This window comes from Brevibacillus sp. BC25, from assembly GCF_000282075.1.
Lineage (GTDB): Bacteria > Bacillota > Bacilli > Brevibacillales > Brevibacillaceae > Brevibacillus.
The window spans coordinates 21,076-42,477 of the sequence record NZ_AKIX01000111.1 but is presented as its reverse complement, the minus strand read 5'-3'; the positions used below and the strand labels follow the sequence as shown (position 1 = coordinate 42,477).

General features: G+C 48.0%; 12 protein-coding genes. 11 read left to right on the top strand and 1 reads right to left on the bottom strand.

Annotated features, from left to right (window positions below):
• The 9 genes from PMI05_RS25130 to PMI05_RS25090 form a co-directional block, all read left to right on the top strand.
• Nucleotides 1-3,780 (top strand): non-ribosomal peptide synthetase (locus PMI05_RS25130; protein WP_007728007.1); only part of this gene is annotated, 3,780 nt, incomplete at its 5' end.
• A 136-nt stretch (nt 3,781-3,916) separates the two neighbouring features.
• A complete protein-coding gene (locus tag PMI05_RS25125) occupies nt 3,917-5,194 on the top strand; it encodes an MFS transporter (protein WP_007728006.1) in 1,278 nt (425 codons plus the stop codon).
• A gap of 91 nt (nt 5,195-5,285) precedes the next feature.
• Nucleotides 5,286-6,491: an efflux RND transporter periplasmic adaptor subunit gene (locus PMI05_RS25120; RefSeq protein ID WP_238543357.1), complete on the top strand. Its 1,206-nt coding sequence runs from the start codon at nt 5,286-5,288 to the stop codon at nt 6,489-6,491.
• A gap of 3 nt (nt 6,492-6,494) precedes the next feature.
• On the top strand, nt 6,495-9,536 hold the full coding sequence (locus PMI05_RS25115; protein ID WP_007728003.1) for an efflux RND transporter permease subunit: 3,042 nt from the start codon (nt 6,495-6,497) through the stop codon (nt 9,534-9,536).
• Between the two features lie 178 nt (nt 9,537-9,714).
• Entirely contained in the window at nt 9,715-9,918 is a 204-nt protein-coding gene (locus PMI05_RS25110; protein WP_007728002.1) for a hypothetical protein, read from the top strand.
• 131 nt (nt 9,919-10,049) lie between these two features.
• Nucleotides 10,050-10,517, top strand: coding sequence for a MarR family transcriptional regulator (locus PMI05_RS25105; RefSeq protein WP_007728001.1), 468 nt, complete (start codon nt 10,050-10,052; stop codon nt 10,515-10,517).
• Nucleotides 10,518-10,605: 88 nt separating this feature from the next.
• A complete protein-coding gene (locus PMI05_RS25100; RefSeq protein ID WP_007728000.1) occupies nt 10,606-11,790 on the top strand; it encodes an MFS transporter in 1,185 nt (394 codons plus the stop codon).
• 79 nt (nt 11,791-11,869) lie between these two features.
• On the top strand, nt 11,870-14,272 hold the full coding sequence (locus PMI05_RS25095; RefSeq protein WP_007727998.1) for an AAA family ATPase: 2,403 nt from the start codon (nt 11,870-11,872) through the stop codon (nt 14,270-14,272).
• Nucleotides 14,273-14,366: 94 nt separating this feature from the next.
• Complete coding sequence (locus PMI05_RS25090; protein ID WP_039961336.1) at nt 14,367-16,637, top strand: S8 family serine peptidase; 2,271 nt, start codon at nt 14,367-14,369, stop codon at nt 16,635-16,637.
• Nucleotides 16,638-16,688: 51 nt separating this feature from the next.
• Here PMI05_RS25090 and PMI05_RS25085 read toward each other — a convergent pair whose 3' ends face one another.
• Complete coding sequence (locus tag PMI05_RS25085; protein ID WP_007727995.1) at nt 16,689-18,323, bottom strand: PucR family transcriptional regulator; 1,635 nt, start codon at nt 18,321-18,323, stop codon at nt 16,689-16,691.
• Between the two features lie 132 nt (nt 18,324-18,455).
• On the opposite strand from PMI05_RS25085, the gene PMI05_RS25080 reads away from it, so the two are divergent.
• Nucleotides 18,456-19,964 carry a CoA-acylating methylmalonate-semialdehyde dehydrogenase gene (locus PMI05_RS25080; protein ID WP_007727994.1) on the top strand — a complete coding sequence of 503 codons (1,509 nt, stop codon included), beginning with the start codon at nt 18,456-18,458 and terminating at the stop codon, nt 19,962-19,964.
• A gap of 30 nt (nt 19,965-19,994) precedes the next feature.
• The gene (locus PMI05_RS25075; RefSeq protein ID WP_007727990.1) at nt 19,995-21,359 is read left to right on the top strand and encodes an aspartate aminotransferase family protein; all 1,365 of its coding nucleotides are present in this window, start codon (nt 19,995-19,997) and stop codon (nt 21,357-21,359) included.
• The last annotated feature ends 43 nt before the right edge of the window (nt 21,360-21,402 follow it).

Here is a 21,402-nt window from a genome sequence, read left to right as displayed (position 1 = left end):
CGGCAGGTGCAACAGTTCTCCACAGCCACAAGCAGCTACCAATACTTGTCTCTGGCCGATATTCAGTCCGAAACCGCATTAAAACAAAACCTGATTCAGCATCTCATGGTCTTTGAAAACTATCCATTGACGGAGGAGGCATTCGACGAAGATGGAAAAGGCGGTTTATTCGGAATCACGGATGTCCAAGGATATGAGCAAACCAGCTACGACTTCAACTTATGCATTATTCCTGGAAAGGAATTAGAAATTCACTTTATCTACAATGCACTTGCTTACAGCGATGCCTACCTGCAAAGAGTGCAAGCGCACTTGAATCAGTTGATTCAAAGTGTCGTCCGCAATCCCGACCAGCCGCTTGCAAAAATGCAAATGGTCACGGACGAGGAGCAGGCTCTCATTCTGCAACAATGGAATGACACGGAGCTGCTGGTTGATCAAACGCTAACCATTGACCAGCTATTTAAGGAACAGGTCAAAAAGGGACCGCATCACATTGCCGTGGTCGATCAGGAAGGCACCTACACGTATCAGGAATTAGATGACAAATCCGATGCGCTGGCCCACGTGCTGCGTGAGAAAGGGGTACAACCAGGGAGCATTGTTGCTGTAATGGTGGAGCGCTCTACTGCTTACAGCCTCGCCATCTTGGCCGTTTTAAAAGCGGGCGGTGCCTTTCTCCCAATCAGTACCGACCATCCGAGTGAACGGATCAGCTATATGATCGAAGATAGCGGGGCCAGCGTTGTTTTGGTCCATGATCCGACTGTAGCGTATGCAGAGCGTATTCTCCCAGCAGCAACGTTGATCAATCTTGATGATAGGAGCGTATACAACGGCGTTACATCTGATGTACAGACCCTTCATCTCTCCAGTGACCTGGCCTACGTCATTTATACATCCGGGTCAACAGGGAAGCCCAAGGGGGTAAGACTGCACCACGTCGGAATCGCCAACCTCCAACAGTTTTTCATCAACGATCTCGGTATCACCCAAAAGGACAAGGTGTTGCAGTTTGCCAGCATCTCCTTTGATGCCTCTGTCTGGGAGTTTACGATGGGGGTTTTGACGGGGGCGAGATTGGTTATTGTTTCAAAGGATGTCGTACTCGATCCGCAAGCTTTTAGTGAGTATATGCTGCGGCATGAAGTAACAGTTGCGACACTTCCGCCTACCTTTGTAACGTATTTGGATCCGGAAAATTTCCCGAAATTGAAAACGTTAATCACCGCAGGTTCCGCAGCAAACTGGGAGCTCGTCCATAAATGGAGCGCGCATTGCCGATACATCAATGCATACGGTCCAACCGAAACAACCATTTGTGCAACGACTTGGACGTATGAAGGGCAAGAGAGGCTGCCGCAGCAAGTGCCAATCGGAAAGCCAATTGCCAATACAAAAGTATACGTGCTGGATGCGCATGGTCATTTGCAGCCTCAGGGAATTCCTGGTGAGTTGGCAATCGCGGGTATTAGTGTCGCTGATGGCTACATCAATCGCGAGGAATTGACGAACGAGAAATTTGTGGCAGATCCATTTATTGCCGGTTCGAGGCTCTACAAGACGGGAGATATGGTGAAATGGCTTGCGGATGGAAGTCTGGAATATTTGGGGCGAATGGACAACCAGGTCAAGATACGTGGTTTTCGTATCGAGCTTGATGAGGTTGAAAACGTGATCCTATCCCAGACAGGAGTGAAGGAAGCGGTCGTGTTGGCCAAAAAAGACCAGGGAGGAGATGCCTGCCTGATCGCTTATCTGGTCTGGGAGCAGCCTGAGTGGAACAGAGATTTGCGTCAGGAGCTTTTGGCCACACTTCCGGCCTATATGGTACCAACGTATATCCACGTCCTTGAGAGAATGCCTGTAACACCGAATGGAAAAATAGATCGAAAAGCATTACCTGAGCCTGTCATGATCCGGGAGGCGAGTAAGCAACTGAATCCACCTGTTACAGAGCAGGAGATTAGGCTGGCGGAAATCTGGAAAGAAGTGCTCGATCTACAGGAAATCAGTGTGGATGACCATTTTTATGATCTGGGCGGGCATTCTATCAAAGCGATCCAACTGGTAGCGCGACTTCATAAAGAAGGCATTGAAGTGAAGATTCAAACGATCTTCCAATACGATACAGTCAGAGGGCTAGCAGGATATTTAGATACAGTAAACCGGATTCGCACCACAAAAGCGCAAGATAAAAAAGAGCTGGAAACCTTGATCTACGCTCATTTTCAAGTGCGAAGCAACTATGTAGAGGTGCCGTTTGGCAGCAAGCAACGAGCTGTTCTTTACGTGGAGGAAAATGCGCGGGACAAGCACCAAGAAATACTGTCCTTATTGCGTAGGTCTTGTGATCCTGTGATTCAGCCGCACGCCATTCAATATCTGGATCTCTCGCAAAAAGCATGGGAAAAAGAGAGGAAGCATTTCCAAGAGGCTACATTTGATGAGAAGGAAACCCTGTCATGGCAGGAGCGGCTCGTCAACGACCTCGATCAGAAGCTCCTTCGTTATTCGAAGGCAATCGTCAATCAGCAGACTTTTATCAGACAGCCGCTGTCACCTTCACAGCGCTATCATGTACAGGAAAAGGACATTTCTGGAACAGTGATTCGCTTTGAGCGGATGATCGATCCTAAGACGCTGGAAAAGGCCTTTCTTGACGTCCTAGAGCGGCATCATTTACTGCGATGCACGTTGGCTTTTGAGGAAGAAGAGCCGTATTGGAAAGAATATCCTTGCCCTCGTGAGATTGCGCTCCCTGTTGTTGATGTATCGGGTGATTCGGATGACAGAAAAGAAGCGGTGCGCCATCTTTTGCTGAGCGAATATTTTTACAAGCAGCATGATTCGATCGGATCTTTGTCATACAAAGTGATCTTGCTGAAAGAGAGCGAGAAAGAGTACTCGTTCATATTCCCGGCATCGCATCTCATTTTTGATTTGATCAGCAGTGAAGTTCTGCAAAACGATATGAACCTGTATTACGAAGCGTTGGAAAATGGGACAGACCTCTCGGAACATGATCGGAATACGTATTGGGACTTTGTCCGGCAAATTACTAGAGGTCCAGTCGGAATCGAAGATCAGCTACTCATGGAGGAATTCGATCTTCACGCATTTGAAAATAGTCTTCAGTCTATAGAAAGACAACTCGAATCCTCATCCGCTTTGGACGGCTACACGATTGTTACCTGCGAAGTGGATATGGACAACCCGCAGGAGACAGAAAATGCGCGGATTCCGATTGCTCTTTTAGCCAGATTTTGCGAAAGAAGTTATGGAGTCCACAAGGCTCCCGTCTTCCTCATGAACTTTGGCAGATCCTTTATGGGGAACCATTACTTCGATGTGCTTGGTGAGTGCATCGATCATATTCCGCTTCATATTGATCCGACGTGGAGTCTGGATGAATTGGAAACGCATGTGAAGGTTCGGTTGGATCTCGCAAAGGAGAGGAACATCCATTTCACCTATCTCGTGCAAAATCCTGACGTAACGGAAAACTATCCTCTTTCCCATCACTCACTCATCCGATCCATGCAGATGACACCTATTATTTGCAACTTTCTGGGTGAGCAGAACAAGAGTCAACCAAGTGAATACGATCACCTGTTTATAAAAGGCAAGAAGCGTATTCTCTTTGAGGCTTCCTATACATCCATGGGCAAAATGACTATTTTTATGGCGTTGCCATATCGCGAGGATGAAAGGAAGCTGCGAGTGATCTTGGAAGAGGAAGCGAAAAAATTGATAGGGATGCCTCTAGTCATCCGCTAAGAGTCGCCTAGGCATCGTATTGGAAATCGGCAGATGGATTCCGCTCTATTCTTGGGTCATTGTCCGTGGGGTGTAGCGGGATCATCTTGCCGAAATAAAACGTCACCTAGAGGGATTACAATTCAGGGAGGTTAAGATGGGCAACCAATCATACGGATTAAATATTTTTCTCTTTTCTTTTACTCGTTTCATTACAGAATTAGGTAGCGGTGTCTACAAATTTGCTCTTGCCCTGTACATTGCGGATGTGACGGGTTCTTCCGCTGCATTTGCAACTGTTTTGGGCTTTTCGTACTTGCCAGGGGTGCTGATTAATATTTTTGCAGGCGCCTATATTGATAGACACAACAAGAAAACAATCATGGTTGTCACCGAGCTGCTAAGCGGTGCGCTCGTTCTCTTGTTTTTACTGTTTTTCCTTCAGTTTCCCACGAATCTATGGCTGTTTGTCGGATACGCCTTCGTGATCAGTACCATTCAGGCCTTTACGTATCTCGCTTTGCAAGCATCCATTCCTGAGCTGGTAGACGAAGAAAGAGTAGGAAGTATGAACTCTATTTATCAAGCGATCAGTGCCATTCTCAATGTAGCGGGTCCTTTGGTAGGGGCGGTTGCCTATGGGTTAGTCGGGATGGAAATGATTTTGCTGATTGATGGCCTTTCTTTTATCGGAGCAGGGATCATGCAGATGTTCCTCCGTTTCCGCAAGACCGAGGTTGTACAGGAGACAACGCAAAGCTATACAGAAACAATCAAGGAAGTCTTCCAATATATCCGTGAACAGGTCGTCATCAAGTACTTGTTCCTGATTTTCCTTCTGCTCAACTTTATTTTCCCTCCGCTCATGTATGTGGGGCTGCTGCATATTGCCTATCGAGTCGAAAAAGTATCGATGGAGCAATTCTCGTTTATTCAGTCCTCCTGGTTTATCGGGATCATTATCGGAGCGGCTATTGTCTCTATGAAAAAGGTGAGCAAATACGTTGAGAATAAAATCTTCCTTTTGATTCAAGTGCAAGGGATTCTCTTGATGACGTGGATCTTTCCGATTTTTGTTCCGGAAACGAGTAACGCCTCGTGGATCATTACGGGCGTGTTTGTCGGGATTTTATTGGTCTCCGCCATCTTCAACTCCATGGGGAACATCCCAATCTTTACGTTTGTTCAATTGAACACGCCTGAGCATTTGCGTGCCAGCATGTTTGGTGTGGTCGGGACTTTTACCGGTGTAGCCGTACCGTTTGGGATCTGGTTGTACGGTATTTTACTGGAGGCCGTGCACTGGACGTATCTCGTGTTTGCATCGGGTGCCATCATTTTCGTGATCGCCTTGATCGCTCATCTGAACAAGCAAGTGAGTCAATACTTTAAGAAAAAAGAAGAACAGGTGGTTGCGACAGACAAGTCTGCTTGAGCAAGGTCACGGTAACGAGAGAGAGAATATGATGTCAGCTTCATTCAAAAAGACAATGACAAAACTGCTTGGAGGACTCTACGTGAAGAGTATGCACTACGTCGTTTTGACCGTTGTACTGATGTTCATCACGGGGTGTGGAGTGGAAACGAAAGAGGAAACGGAGCAAACCAAACAAAAGATCGTGCAGGTGCACACCGTAAAACAGACGGATTCCTTGCCGATACCACTTACTGCTTTCGTTGAATACAAACAGGAGAGCCATTTAGCCTTTGGAGCTTCTGGTACGATTGAACGAATGAACGTAACAAAAGGGGCAAAGGTGACACAGGGCCAGGTATTAAGCTCATTAAATACGAACTATTATCAAAAGGGGCTGGAAGCGGCACAAAGCCAAGTTCAAAGCGCATCTGCGTTGCGTTCAAAAACGTTGCAAGGAGCAAGCGCCGATCTCATCAGCAAACAACGCTTGGCAGTAAACAGCCAGGAAAAGCGCATGAAGGATGCGCAACGGAAATGGGAGACAGCCCAGGAGCTGTTTAAGGGCGGCGCGATTTCGCAGAGTGAGCTGGACAGTGCACAGTTGGAAAAAGAGCAAAACGAGATTTCGCTACAAGAGGCGCGAATTACGTTGGATAAGTTGCTAAAGGGTGCGGAAGTCAACGAGATTGCCAGTGCAGATGCCGATTTGAAACAAGCGGCCAGTGAAGTAGAGCTCGCAAAGAAAACCCTTCAAGAAACGCAACTTGTCGCGCCATTTAGCGGTACGGTCATCGATGTGACCCAAAAGGCAGGTAGTCTTGCCCAGCCAGGTGAAAGTATCATTCACCTGGTTGATAGCTCGGAAGTGAAGCTGAAGGTCGATGTCCCATTGGATGTGATGGAAAACTACAAGCAAGGGGACACGGTGCCTGTGGTAGTGGAGGGAAGGGGCAAAAGTAAAGGAACCATTACATTTATCTCGCCTGTACTTAACCAGGAAACGGGAAAGTATCTTGTAGAGATAGCTGTTTCCAATAAAGACAACGTGTTGATCGAGGGGATGGTCGCGACTGTAGAGATGGCACGCAAAGTGAACGGAATGCTCGTTCCCGTCCAAAGCGTCGGCATTAAGGAAACACAGCGCTTCGTCATGGTTGTCGAGAATGGTGTAATCAAGAGACGCGACGTGGAAGTGGGACAAATTTTTGGAAATAACGTCGAGATTCTATCGGGCCTTCAGTCAGGTAATCAAATCCTAATCTCCGGCATAACGTACTACGCCGAAGGAGAAGTCGTTACGGTGAAAGGGGAGTAACCGATGGACAAGGTCATTCTCTTTTTGCTGAAACGAAAAGTGATCCTCTATTTGTGCACATTTCTCATCGTGCTTACCGGAATCGGTGCTCTCTTTTCCTTCAACGTGGAGCTTGTACCGAAAACGAATTTGCCTTGGATTGAAGTGAATATTTCAGGAGGAGCGCTGCCGCCTGAAGAGATGGTGGAAAAGGTCACGAAAAAAATAGAGCAGGAATTGAAATCTGTGGCTGGGATTAAAAGTTTCTCATCGAAAACAGGGACGGGGTTTTCTGGCATCTCGATCCTTGCAGAAGATGGGGAAGGTGAAAAGGTCAAGCAAGAGACACAAAATATTGTGAATCGGCTGCGCAACGAGTTTCCCAAAGTAGTAGATACCGTAACAGTCACTCAAACGAATTTGGGTGATGAGGACTTAATCGACTACGCAATGGTGGGTGCCGATACACAGACCATGCTCACCTTGCTGAAGACGACTATTAAGGATCGAATAGAATCCGTCCCGGGTGTGAAGGAAGTGGTCGTATCTGAGGACGGTTTTGAAAATAAGGTTGCGATAACATTTCGTCCTGAACGGCTTACTGCCTATCGAACGACAGCAGCAGATGTGGTTGGTCAGCTACAGGGTGCCAATTGGAAAAAAGCCGTGGGGATATTGGAAAATCCCGGGTTTGACACCGTTGTGATGATTGACAACAGCTTAAAAAATGTAGAAGAGTTCAAAGCCATTTTGATCAAGACACCCAAGGGCAAGGTTGCACTCGAACAATTGGCAACGGTGAGTGACTTGCGCGGAAGCGTGAAGGACGCTATTTCCATGACAGAAGGAAACCTCTTTGTGCAAATCAGTGTAAAGCGGGCTGCGGGGAGTGACCTGATCACTACACAGAAGAAAGTCGAAGAAGTTGTAAGGCAAATCAATGATGAGGGGGGCGGAAACTACGAGCTGAGAGTCATGTTTGAATCCGTCTCCTTCATTAAAAAAGCGATCACCAATTTGAGTCGAGATGTTGTCATCGGGGGAATATTGGCAATCCTCGTACTCTGGGTATTCCTGCGAAATTGGCGTGTGACGATGGTCATTGCAACGACGCTGCCTCTCTCCATCCTGATGACTTTCATCGCTTTGAAAGCTGCCGGATACAACATTGACATGGTGGTATTGATATCACTGAGTTTGTCAATCGGATTGATTGTTGATGCCGCGATCGTTGTTCTGGAGAGTATTTATCATTTGAGAGAAAAGGGAATGCAGCTGAAACAGGCCATCGTTCAGGGCTCAAAAGAAGTCATAGCACCTGTTTTTGCTTCCCAATTAACCTTGATTATTGTGTTTTTACCGCTTGTGGTCGCGGATTTTGAACAGTGGCTGAAGCCTATTCTGCATACCATTGCGTTTACCGTTACGTCTACTATTCTTGCGTCTACGATTGCAGCTTTTCTGTTTGTTCCGATTTTTTCCGAGCGTTTTCTTCAACATGATAAACAGTTGCAGACCCGTAGTGAAAAAGGGAAAAATCGGGTTGCTTCTCTCTTTCAGCGATTACTGTTGTTAACCCTTCGTCATCGAATTCTCACATTACTGGTGGCTCTTGCGGTGTTTGTAGGGGCCTTGAGTCTCTTCCCATTGATTAAGATAGGAAATGGTTTGAATGCCAATGAGAATCAAATTTTTGCCACGCTAACGATGCCTGATGGCACTAGCTTGGATCAGGCGAAAACAGCGGCAGTTGAAGCGGAAAAAGCTTTGAGAGAGTTGTCCGATGTGAATCAAGTCTTCTTTACAGCAAAGAAAGAGACAGTCGAGTTAAATATTACGTTAGTTACCAAGTCGCAACGAACGCAAGAGAAAGAAGAATTTATGCAAGAAGTAAACGGTCGCTTGAATGCGATTGACGGTGTGGAACAAACGAGTATGACATTTGGATTTTCAGGTAAATCGGCACCCATTGAGTTGCAGATCGCGGGCGAAGATTTGGAGGTTTCCCGGTCGATTTCCACAAAGGTAGAAGAAATGCTGGGGAGCATCCCTGGTGTAGTCAATATTCGGAATGACTTTGAAAGAGGGAAGGAAAAAGTAACGCTGACTCCGAATCAGGAGGCAATGTCTCAATTGCAGGTTGATTCAGATTCATTGGACAGCCAAATCAGCGTGCTGCTTGGGGAGCAGCCCCTTTCCACAATCAGTCAAAATGGTATCGAAACCTCGATTGTTGCTAGATTTCCAGAGACATGGGTGACACATCCTGACCAACTCCAGCAGATTATGATACGAACAGGAACAGGCTCACAGGTGCCGTTACACGAGCTGGTCGATTTCCATTTCAGCAAATCTCCGATTACGATCAAACATGAAAAAGGAGAACAAATCATCACGGTATCAGCAGAACTGTTGGGTACGGATATGGGTACGGTGGGCAGACAAATAAATGAGAAGCTGGGTACAGTGGAATTGCCCGCTGGTTACAAGATCGAGATCGCTGGCGATTTGAAGGAACAGAATAACACCTTTACGCAAGGAATCATCGTCTTGGTAGCGGTCGTCTCCCTCATCTATGTGATTATGGTGGCGCAGTTTGGGAGGTTATCCCAGCCGTTTATTATTATGCTGTCGTTGCCTATGGCCTTGGTGGGAGTCATTCTCGGATTCGTAGTCACGCAGCGCACCTTTGGTGAGATGGCGATGATTGGGCTCGTCATGCTCGTAGGAATTGTTGTTTCCAATGCGATTCTGTTAATTGACAGAATCAATCTGCTCCGCTCACGAGGGATGGGGTTGGAAGAAGCGATTGTACAGGGTACGCACGATCGTGTTCGTCCGGTGATTATGACCAAGTTGACGGCGATACTCGGTATGCTGCCGATGGGGCTCGCTGTTGCGGAAGGTGCGGAACTAGAAGCGCCGCTTGCTACCGGGGTAATTGCCGGATTGATTTTTCACACGCTCGTAACGCTTGTATTGGTTCCCGTACTTTATTCGATCTTTGAGGGACTTCGTGAAAAGAGATTAGCGCGAAAAAAAGCGCATCGAATTGCTGATTTGTAAAAAGGGAAACGGGGCACGGCGCTGTCGAACAGCGTTGTGCCCTCTAACCATTTCATAGAGCCGAATAGCATGACAACAGGTGAGTCGACCAAGGGTGATGATACACAACGATTTCTTTGCAACAAAATATTGGATGATTGCCTTGTTGCTTGGTCACACTAAGGTGGGAGGTGTAACCATGGAACGAACCATTCAGGTCAATGGTGAGGAGTATCATTTCGAGTCAACGTATGATGGGGATTCACAGTATAATGTACAAGTACGATGCGGCAAGAAAGTGGTATCGAGTTTCAAAATCTCAGCTGGATCGGAAAGTGAAGTGTTTGAGGCAGCCCATGCTCATTTCAGTGCGGATAAGGAATTGGGCAATCTAAATGGATAGAGAATGGTCTCGGAACGCAGCTTGCGAATGCAGGGCTGCGGTTTTTTTCTTGCGCAAAAGGAAATCTCATGATAAGGTTGTTTTGTTTCCGCGGAAACAAAAGTTGAAATAGATGAGGAGCTGATGCTGCATTGGACCCTAAAAAGAAGATTTGGAATCGATGGATCACCTTTCTACATAAACAGGAGGAGCGCAGCAAGCTACGTGAAGAAATGCTATTGCGCCAGATCAGAATCAGCGTACCTGATTACGATAAAGTTGGAAGGTTATCCGTAACAGAGCTCCACGTCCTTCAAGAGGTGGGGGGAAAAGATCGAGTCAATGTTACGACAATTGCACAGCATATTGGGGTAACAAAGAGTGCGATATCCAAAATAACAGTCAAACTTTTGAAGAAAGGATTACTCGAGCGCTATCAGCTCGAAGACAATCAGAAGGAAGTTTTTTTTCGACTGACATCAGTAGGAGAAATGGTAAACGAGATTCACGAACACTACCATCAACGCCTTGCGAACGACATGTACCGATTCTTGGACAGGTATACTCCCGCTGAATTGGCATTTTTGGATGAGGTTATAAGAGAAGCAACAGAAGATTAGGGGAAACATACAATTTGGTGTTCATTAATTTTTTTTATAAAAATTGTTTCCAAGGACACAATGTTAACGAGATAAGAGGAGAGCAACCATGAATCCAAAAAAAGTACTGTACCTACTTGGGATAACCTTAATGCTAGGTATGTTCGCGCAAAATTTGTTCATGCCTATTTTACCAGCCATGCAAAAAGAGTTTCAGACGAGTGCAACCATGATTAACTGGACCGTTTCAATCTTTACCGTCATGCTCGCGATTATGCAAATCATCTACGGACCATTTATCGATCGGTTCGGCCGAAAACGTGTCATGATACCTGCTCTGATCCTATTTACGATCGCGTCAATCGGATGCTATCTGGTCGATTCTATTTATGGGCTACTATTTTTCCGGGCTTTACAAGGGGCGGGGTTTGCTGCCATTCCGATCGTAGCCGCAACGATCATTGGAGACATATTTACAGGAATCCAACGTGCATCTGCGATGGGTACTTATCAGATGCTGCTTGCGCTCAGTCCGGCACTTGGTCCACTGTTAGGTGGCTGGATTGGCGGTATCGGCGGACATTCTGCGGTCTTTTTGTTTTTGGCGATCTGTGCAGTCTTTCTCGTCGGCATCAATGCTATATTGTTACCCGAAACGAAAAAGGCTCAAGCTACATCATCAGGCGGTTTTACACTAGGGTCTTTCCGTAATATTTTGCTCCACCCGGTCGGTGCATCTGTCATTTTGATCGGTTTTAGCCAAATGTATGCCTATTATTGCTTCCTGCTGTTTCTCCCTGTCCAATTGACGAACCATTACGCAGTCTCCGTTGAAATAATTGGATTGGTTTTCTTGCTCGTGTCAGTCGTCTTTATTATCAGTAGCAAGCTGTCTGCTGTATTGCAAAATCGATGGGGGGCACGTAAAACATTACTGGTGACGACCGGCTCAAATGCTTTGGCGATGTTTCTTTTTATGACTGCGGCTGATGTTTCTTTTCTTCTGCTTGTGGTAACAAGTACGCTGTTTGCCTTAACCTTAGGTGTAGGTATGCCTGCACACACGATTTTGCTATCCGAAGTATTTGAAGCAGAGCGTGCAACGTCCATTGGTGTGTACAATTTCATCCGCTATACGGGGATGGCTGCAGGTCCAATTCTAGGTGCGATGCTGTTGGAATGGGGAGGGGTCTGGCTTGAATTTGGTATGGCTGGCATCCTTATTGCTTTGGCGACCTTATTCGCAATTCAAAAGGTGAAAAGAACCGTAGCGAACATTCAAGGGGAGTTCTAATGTTCGGACAGACTTTTCATGTTCGGCTAAATATGCTACAACAGGGATGAAACAATGGAGCGGGAGGAGCAATCAAAAGATGCAGCATCAAGAAGAACGGGACCCGAGGGTACTGATTGCTGGTTTTAGCGAAAATCCGTCCAGCATCCTGTCACTATCCGAAGGCGAATGCCTAACATTCCTGCAAATGCTTGAACAGTACCGTCAAGAACATCCAGGCGAAGAGCTTGATTTGATGGAAGCGATGGTGTTGACGCGGATGTCTGCTTTGCGGATGCACAAAACAGGAGGCCATACGCTTGCAGCTGAATGGATAGATCGTGCGCTTCAACTAGCCCCTAATTATCGCTACGCTGGAGAAGTTAAGATCGAGCTGTACTTTTCACAATTGCGATCCCATGCCTTTCTCACTGAATTCAAGTCCGTGCGTGAAACGGATAACGTCGTCATGCGCAGGAGAACAGTTGAGGTGCTGGAAGAGCAGGCAACCAATGAGTTGGCTGAAATTACGAAGTGGCGCTCTCTTGCTGAAGAGACGCTACAAGCAGCGCAAAAGTGGAACGATTCGGAGGCGGAAGCTACGGCTGCTGGCCTCGTGCTGTTATACACGGAACGACAAAATTTATTAGTACAATTGCAAGAACGTGTTCAAGCGTATGGAGCGTCTTTATCCGGGGTCTTTTACTCCAGTGAAATGCTTGTCCAATTGCAAGAGACGATTCGCGCTTTAACTAACCAGCAAGAACAGAAAGAAAAGCTCCTGCCACAAAGAAGTGAAGTCGTAGAAGATAGTAATCAATTACCACAGCAGGAACTGACCGCCTTAGAGCAATTGGAGCGGTTGATCGGCTTGGACGAGATCAAACATCGGGTTCGGCAGTTGGCGCAATTTCTGCAGTATCGCCAGCTGCGCGAAGAAAAGGGCTGGCATATGAAAGACCAGCTCCCTCTTCATCTCGTGCTGATGGGGAACCCAGGAACGGGGAAGACGACATTGGCTCGCTTGATCGCCAAGCTGTATCAGGAGCTCGGGTTGTTGGCAAAAGGACAGCTCATCGAGGTGGATCGTTCTCAGTTGGTCGGCGCTTACGTGGGACAGACAGAGCAGCGCGTCATGGAAGCGATCAAGCAGGCAGACGGTGGAGTCCTATTTATCGATGAAGCATACAGCTTGAAGCGCCCAGATAGCTCCGGTAGTGATTACGGGCAAGTGGCGATTGACACGCTTGTATCCGCTATGACGAGCGGTGAGTATGCAGGACGCTTCGTGGTGATGCTGGCGGGCTATCCCGAAGAAATGCGTCATTTTTTGTACGCCAACCCTGGGCTGAATAGCCGTTTTCCAGAGACGGGCCACTTTTTACTGCCAGACTATCAGGCGGACGAACTGGTGCATATCGCAGAAGAAGTAGCCGTACGGAACGATTTTACTCTGACAGAGCCGGCAAAAGTTACGCTGCGCCAGCGCATTGAAAAAGCGCAAGTGGACGAGACGTTTGGCAATGCACGGGCAGTTACAAATATCGTGCTCGATGCGATCTTTGCCAAAGGACGCGAGACAGACGGTAAGGAACTGAAATGGGATGACTTTACGATTCTGAAACCCGAGGATGTCCGTGGCTTCGATTCACCGCAAAAAGAAAGGAATGCGGAAGCTCGACTGCAAGCGTTGATTGGTCTTGCTCAAGTGAAAACGGAGTTGAAAAAAATCGCGGCGTATGTGTCCGTTCAGCAAGAACGCGCAGCAAGAGGCCTGCCGAAAAGTCCGATTGAGCTGCATGCCGTCTTTACAGGAAATCCAGGTACAGGCAAGACGACGGTTGCCCAGCTATATGCGCAGATTTTGCAAGAAATCGGCTATTTGAAACGAGGTCATCTTGTTACGGCGAGTAGAGCTGACTTGGTCGCGGGATATGTCGGTCAGACCGCAGCGCTTACTCGCAGAAAAGTTCGAGAAGCTTTGGGTGGCGTCTTGTTTATCGATGAAGCGTATTCGCTGCTCGGCGGGGGAGAGCGGGATTTTGGGCAGGAAGCGGTTGACACACTCGTAGAAGAGATGACCAAACACGAAGAGAATCTGGTCGTGGTCCTCGCAGGCTACCCACTCGAAATGAATTCGTTATTAATGAGCAATCCCGGACTCTTGTCACGGTTTAAAAAATATATTGCATTCCCCGACTACAGCGTGAAGGAACTTGTGCACATTCTTGAACAGGCTGCATGTGACGTTGAATATGCCATTGAGAAGAACGTGCTGGAAATGATCGCGCAGTCTTTGGATAAAGTAGTTAGTGATCATCGATTGAATGGTAACGGTCGTTTTAGCCATAACCTGTTGCAAGAGGCGATTCAAAACCAGGCCGTGCGACTGATGGATCTTCCGAAGCAGGAATGGAATCAGGAAATGCTGATGCAGTTGGCATGGGCCGATTTTCAACCGCTATTACAGTGGACGGTAGAAGAAGATGGGACAAAAAATTAGCTTTTGTCCCATGTCTATGCCTTCTTACTCTTTTGACAATTCACCCTTTCTCTTATAATGGATAGAAATGGTTACATTATGCCATGGGGGAAGGGTGTTTGCTTTGCGAAAAAAATGGCAGGCAGCTTTATGCACGACACTTGTTCTGACACTTTCGCTGGAGGGCATTCCAGCGGATGCCAAGCAAGAAGGAGAGCGTCGGGGCAATATCCAGATCGAAGCGGATGAGGGTCTTGCACTGGACAAGCTTACGTCGAAAAAGAGAGAGTCTGAGCTCGTCGTTATTCAGTTATCTGGTCCTGTTCGTGAGGAGTGGAAAGAAGAACTGGAAGATATCGGCGTCACGCTTGGTGATTACATACCGGATTATGCATTCATCGCGAAAATTGAGGATGAACAGGTAAGAAGGGAAGTCGAGGAGCTGTCCTTTGTCGAAGATGTTTTGGCGTTTACACCGAAGTCCAAGGTATCGTCCGAGGTTCGCTTTCAAGGAGGCAACAGAGAGCGCGTCGAGGTTGCCGTCATCGGTTTCAATCAACGGGTGGACATGTATCGAGCGATGACGGAATTGACGGAGGATCAAGATATACGAGACATTCAATCGCCAGAGGATGCTCCGCATATATCAATCGCTAAGATGGATCAGGAAACGATTGAACAAGTGATCGAATCAGATGATGTTATTGCTGTTGTACCCGTGCCAGAAAACAAGCTGCGCAATGATGTGGCAGCTACCATCATTCATTCGGACAAGCTGGCCTCGACAGGGTACACAGGCAAGGGACAAATTGTTGGAGTCGCCGATACTGGACTTGATACAGGGAAGCTTCAAACGATGCATCCAGATTTTAAAGGCCAGATTGAGAAGCTCATTTCTCTTGGCCGGCCGAATGATGCAAGTGATGTCCACGGTCATGGTACACATGTAGCCGGTTCTATTGTGGGCACAGGAGAAGCATCAGATGGGCAGTATAAAGGAACGGCACCGGGTGCAAAGCTCGTTTTTCATTCCATAGAGACCGCAAAAGGGAAGCTCAACACGGATGTCGAGACCATTTTGCAGGAAGCATACGAAGAGGGAGCCCGCATTCACTCCAATTCATGGGGGGCGAATGATAAGGGAGCGTACAGTCTATCGTCGCTTTTGTTTGATCGCTTTTTATGGGAGCATCCAGATATGACTGTGCTTGTTGCGGCTGGAAACGAAGGCGAGAAAGGCTATAAAACGATTGGGAGCCCAGCCACTGCTAAAAACGTCATCGCCGTTGGCGCTACGGAAAATGTTCGACCCAGCTTGGGGAAGAACTCCGATATTGCGGACGACGTGTGGGTATCGAGCAGTCGCGGCTTAACGGACGACGGGCGTTTGAAGCCCGATATTGTCGCGCCTGGTTCAGCGATCTTGTCTACGCGATCTTCACTGGCACCGAGCAAAAATTTCTACAAGCGTTTTAATGAACATTACGCATATATGAACGGCACGAGCATGTCTACGCCGATTTTAGCGGGCGGTGTGGCACAAATCCGGGAATTTTTGCAGGAAGAAGGGGAAAAAAATCCGAGCGGTGCATTAGTAAAAGCCATGCTGTTAACTAGTGCAGACAACTTGGATGAAGACATGCGAGAGCAAGGCTTCGGCCGAGCCAATCTGGAGCAGGCGATTGAAACGAACTTCAAGGACGAGAAGGATGGCATTCGCACGCGTGAAAAAGTCACATATAAGGTCAAGGTCTCGGATGATTCCAAGCCTTTGGCAATTACGCTTGCGTGGACGGATTATCCCGCTGCCATTGTCGCAAAGCGTGCACTCGTCAACGATTTGAATCTGAAGGTGACAACACCAAGTGGAGAAAAACTGAACGGCAACGACTTTTTTGAGGCCCCGTACAACGACGAAGTGGACAACCTGAACAATGTCGAACAGGTATGGATTACTGAGCCGGAAGAGGGGACCTACACGGTGACGGTCGAAGGCTATAACATCCCGAAAGGACCTCAGCCGTATGCGCTAGCGACAACGGGAAAATGGCAAAAGGCCGATGATGAGGAAGAGGAAAAGCCACCGGTTGAACAAGAGCCTTTCCGAACAGGAAAGCTGACGAAAAAGCAGAAATACATGGACTATTTAATTCGCGTCAATGAGCCTGGGGATTTGGATTTGTCCGTAGACTGGAATGAGGATGCAGATGTCGATTTGTACGTGTATAACAGTCGTTCAAAAGAGCTTGCTTCTGCCACAACCTCCGACAGTCCTGAACGACTAACGGTGAATATCGAACAAACCGGTTTGTACAAAATTCGTGTCGCGTTAACGGAAGGCAAAGAAGCGAAGTATCGCTTGTATATGAATAAGCCAGGAAAATAAATCAAAGACACAACCTTCGTCTTCTGAACAGATGAAAGGTTGTGTCTTTTTTTAGTGCTGTTCTTCTTTGCTTAACCACTCCCGTGCACGCATGGCGATTTCCAGGCAAATTCTGTTTTGTGTTGCCGTGTAATCCTCACCGAGAATTTCTTCGATTTTTTCCAAGCGATGATAGAGCGTTTGACGATGAATGAACAGTTTTTCCGCAGCCTCCTGCTTGCATAGGTTAACATCCAAATAGACACGCAGTGTATGAACGAGCGAGGAGCCGTGTGCTTGGTCATGGGCTAACAACGGGCCGAGGTAATCGCTTATGAAGGTCTTTAACACAGGCTCACTAGGTACGTGGAACAGCAGTCGGAACAATCCGAGATCAGCGAAAAATGGACTGGATGATTCCTGACAAAAAGCCAGTGCCTGTTCCGCCTCTGCGAGGTGTCGTCCAGCGTCAGACAACCGTTTCCCGGCTCGACTGACGCCCATCCAGATTTGAACTTCCGCACCTAGCATTTGTGTCATGATTCTTTTGACATCGCGAAAGGCTTTTTCCAGGGTACGACGGGAATCTGCAAGCGGCCGCTGCTCGATCAATAAAAAGTAAAAGCGATGGCCCTTGCAACGTATGAAAGGACGAAAGTGATGACGAGTCAATAGTGAACGGAAGATAGCCGTCAGATCGTGCGGCGGAAGGGAATCCTCGGCCAGGTTCTTCGGCTTCTCAAACGATAAAATAATCATGTGATAGGCCGAGGCTTTACCGCTGCCCGTGATACCAAGCAAGGAACGCATTTGTTCCTCCGGTATGGAGCGGTTGGCAATCAAATCATCAAACAGCCGGTTTTCAGTAGCAAGCGCCTGTTCCTCGACAAACATTTTTCGCATTAAAATTTGGGCCATCGCGTTGACCGTATTGTCTAAGGTCAGGAGCAAATACTCATCCGGACTGCGTTCATACAAGACAATGCCGACATAGGCGAGCACGTGACCCATCGCCATCACTGGTTGATAGGCTAGTTGCCTGGTCGCAGATAGAGAAAGGAAGCGGACGCCAGCTTCACTACTTTCCAGTTCGGAAAAATGAGACCGCATCAAATCGCTCATCTCTACAGCAACATCATGCGGTACCACTGGGGCAAATTGTGTGGAGCCATCTGGTACGTAATAGAAGACCTGCATCTGAACCGCCACCTGAAAATGCTGCAATAGCTTAGGCGTGCCCGCGGCCTGCAAGCTGAGCTGTTGCAAACTGCGAGAGTATGCTTCGAGATTGCGAAGTGCTTGCATCTGCGCATGGATCAAATGCTCGTGCAAATCTTGCGTGATGTCGACAAAGCGGACGGGCTGATGAAAGACGAGCAACGAAAACTGGTGGTGGTTCGCCAACTCTAGCATATCCTCAGGGATGGAGGGGATGTAACGTCCCAGTTCTATGCACAACCCAACTGCTTTTCGGCGAATGAGTTCTGTTAAATACGCAAGACGCTTCTCCTTTTCTTCGCCAAATCCTAGCCCGGTTGATAGGATCAGCTCGCCGCCATTTAAAAACTGTCCCGTATCGGCAGTCTCCAAGACGTGAACCCAGCGAACAGGGCGGGACAGGCCGCGATGCCCTGCCACCACTTGGGCATGTTGAAACAATGGTCGTTTGATGATTTCTGCAATGGTCAGGCGCAAATCGTTGCTCATCAAGATCACCTCTTCCGTTTACACTCTGTATGATTAACCCTACGTAATGCGTTACGTTTTGTCTAGTGCTGACAGGCATTATTTTTGGATAAAATGGAATTGTCAATTAATTGAACGTGAGGAGTTGAAGGGATGAACACAGCTATCGTTGGAAATCCGTTGAAAAACTACATCGGAGGGCAGTGGGTAGATTCACTGACGACACGTTTTGAGGATGTACCTAATCCAGCAACAGGAGAATTGTTGTCACGCGTACCATTGTCGACGAGAGAAGATGTGGACAAGGCTGTTGCTGCTGCAAAGGAAGCGTTTGTGAGCTGGAGTGCTACCCCTGTCGTGGATCGTGCGCGCATTATGTTTCGTTTTCACAGTCTTCTCGTCAAGTATGAGGATGAACTCGCCCGGATGATCACCATGGAGAACGGGAAAAATCTGCCTGAGGCACAGGCAGAGCTCTTGCGTGGGCTGGAAATGGTAGAGTTCGCTTGTGGGATGCCGACATTGATGATGGGAGAAACATTGCCCAATATCGCAAACAGCATCGACAGTCAGGTGATCCGTTTTCCGTTGGGGGTAGTGGGCGGGATTACCCCATTTAACTTCCCGGTGATGGTTCCGATGTGGATGTACCCGATTGCGATTACCGCAGGAAATACGTTTGTCCTGAAGCCCTCCGAGCGTACGCCGCTGTCTTCGATTCGGATTGCTGAACTTCTCAAGGAAGCAGGGCTGCCAGACGGTGTATTCAATGTCGTAAACGGAGCGCATGATGTCGTCAATGGTCTGTTGGAGCATCCGGATGTTAAAGCGATCTCCTTCGTCGGCTCGCAGCCAGTTGCGGAATACGTGTACAAGACAGCAGCGGCGAACGGGAAGCGTGTGCAAGCCCTGGCTGGGGCGAAAAATCACCATTTGGTCATGCCTGACACGGATTTGAAGCGCGCGGCAAAAACAATTACAAGCTCAGCATTCGGCTGTGCAGGAGAGCGGTGTATGGCAGCTAGCGCTGTAGTAGCTGTTGAGGAGATTGCCGATGAGTTGATCGCGCATCTAATCGAGGAAGCCAGTGCTCTCGCGATGGGAAATGGATTGGAGGAGGGCATCGATCTCGGGCCAGTCATCCGTGATTCGCACTTGTCCAAAGTACATGACTATATCGAAAAAGGTGTCGCGTCTGGCGCTGCGCTGGTTCGCGATGGTCGCGAGGACGCGAAAAAGCTGCCGGATGGTTACTTCCTCGGGCCAACGATTTTTGACAAGGCAGATGCCGAGATGGTCATTGTCCGCGACGAGATTTTCGCGCCTGTCCTGAGTGTCATGCGTGTGAAAGACTTCGAAGAGGGCTTGGAGACGATCAGTCGCTCGCGTTTTGGCAATGGGGCGACCATCTATACAAACAACGGAAAATGGGGAAGAGAATTCGTTCAGCAGGTGGAAGCGGGTATGGTCGGTGTCAATGTAGGGGTGCCTGCTCCGATGGGCTTCTTTGCTTTCTCAGGCTGGAAGCAGTCCTTTTACGGTGATTTGCATGCAAATGGAAAAGACGGCGTCCTCTTTTTCACGAAGAAAAAAACGGTCACATCCAGATGGTTCGAAGATGGCGATACAAGCATTGGTTCGCAAAAAGTTTTTGTAAAGTAACCTCTAACGAAAAATAAGGAGGATTGCGCGATGGAGCAAGGACAAGTGACGAAAGATTTTGATAAAGAGAGCTTGCTGGATGCCGACCGTTCACATATGTGGCACCATATGTCCCCCTACAATCCCAATCCGATGATCGTAACAGAAGCGAGCGGATCGTGGATCACCGATATCGACGGGAACCGATATCTGGATGGAATGTCTGGCTTGTGGTGCGTCAATGTTGGCTATGGCCGACATGAGCTCGCAGACGCCGCTTACGAGCAGTTGAAGCAATTGGCTTATTTTCCACTCACACAGAGCCACGTCCCTGCAATTCGTCTATCCGAGAAGATCAGTGAATGGCTTGGGGAGGAGTATCGTGTTTTCTTTTCCAATAGCGGCTCGGAAGCGAACGAGGTCGCATTCAAGATTGCCCGTCAATTTCATCATCAGAACGGGGAGCCGGGCCGTTACAAATTCATTTCGCGACATCGGGCTTACCACGGGAATACGATGGGGGCTCTCGCTGCAACTGGTCAATCCATACGCAAGGAAAAATACGAACCATTGGCGCCTGGCTTCCTTCATGTACCACCGCCTTACTGCTATCGCTGTCCGGCTGGAAAATCGTACGGCAAATGCAATCTGGAGTGCGCCCAATATTACGATCAAGTGATCAATTGGGAAGGTGAAAAGACAGTGGCAGCGGTCATCATGGAGCCGACCATTACTGGCGGAGGCGTCCTTGTTCCTTCGCCGGAATACATGCCAAAAGTACGGGAAATCTGCGATAAGTACGGCGTATTGATGATCGTGGATGAGGTCATCTGCGGATTTGGTCGCTCCGGTCAAAAGTTCGGCCACCAAAACTTCGGAATCAAGCCAGACATCGTGACCATGGCCAAAGGTATTACGAGCGCCTACCTGCCACTTTCTGCAACGGCTGTGCGGGCCGAAATCGCGGATAAATTCAATGAGCAGGGGAATAATCTGCATTTCCGCCATGTCAATACGTTCGGCGGCAATCCGGCGGCATGCGCGCTTGCCCTGAAAAATCTCGAAATTTTAGAAGAGGAAAAACTGGTGGAGAGAGCGGAGGAACTTGGTGCAGAATTGCGTGCCAAGCTGGCATTTCTCGCAGAACATCCATACGTGGGAGACATTCGCAGCTTCGGTTTCTTGATGGGGATCGAAATGGTTGAGGACCGCAAAACAAAGGAACCTGCGGCGCCAGCGAAATTGACACAGGTGATTGTCGAGTGCAAGAAGCGGGGGTTAATCATCGGGCGCAATGGCGACACCATTCCGAGCTTCAACAATGTACTGACACTCTCGCCACCGTTTACCACGACGAGCGATGATATCGATTTTATTGCGCAGGTTATGAAGGAAGCCTTTGATACATTGGAGTAGGAGCAGCTTGGACGAAAAGACGAATAGATGAAAGCAGCGGTAG

Excerpts from the sequence above, each read along its gene's own strand:
- PMI05_RS25085 (WP_007727995.1), bottom strand. The coding sequence starts at position 18,323 with ATGAGCAACGATTTGCGCCTGACCATTGCAGAAATCATCAAACGACCA.
- PMI05_RS25095 (WP_007727998.1), top strand. The coding sequence starts at position 11,870 with ATGCAGCATCAAGAAGAACGGGACCCGAGGGTACTGATTGCTGGTTTT.
- PMI05_RS25115 (WP_007728003.1), top strand. The coding sequence starts at position 6,495 with ATGGACAAGGTCATTCTCTTTTTGCTGAAACGAAAAGTGATCCTCTAT.
- PMI05_RS25110 (WP_007728002.1), top strand. The coding sequence starts at position 9,715 with ATGGAACGAACCATTCAGGTCAATGGTGAGGAGTATCATTTCGAGTCA.
- PMI05_RS25075 (WP_007727990.1), top strand. The coding sequence starts at position 19,995 with ATGGAGCAAGGACAAGTGACGAAAGATTTTGATAAAGAGAGCTTGCTG.
- PMI05_RS25120 (WP_238543357.1), top strand. The coding sequence starts at position 5,286 with ATGCACTACGTCGTTTTGACCGTTGTACTGATGTTCATCACGGGGTGT.
- PMI05_RS25100 (WP_007728000.1), top strand. The coding sequence starts at position 10,606 with ATGAATCCAAAAAAAGTACTGTACCTACTTGGGATAACCTTAATGCTA.
- PMI05_RS25080 (WP_007727994.1), top strand. The coding sequence starts at position 18,456 with ATGAACACAGCTATCGTTGGAAATCCGTTGAAAAACTACATCGGAGGG.
- PMI05_RS25125 (WP_007728006.1), top strand. The coding sequence starts at position 3,917 with ATGGGCAACCAATCATACGGATTAAATATTTTTCTCTTTTCTTTTACT.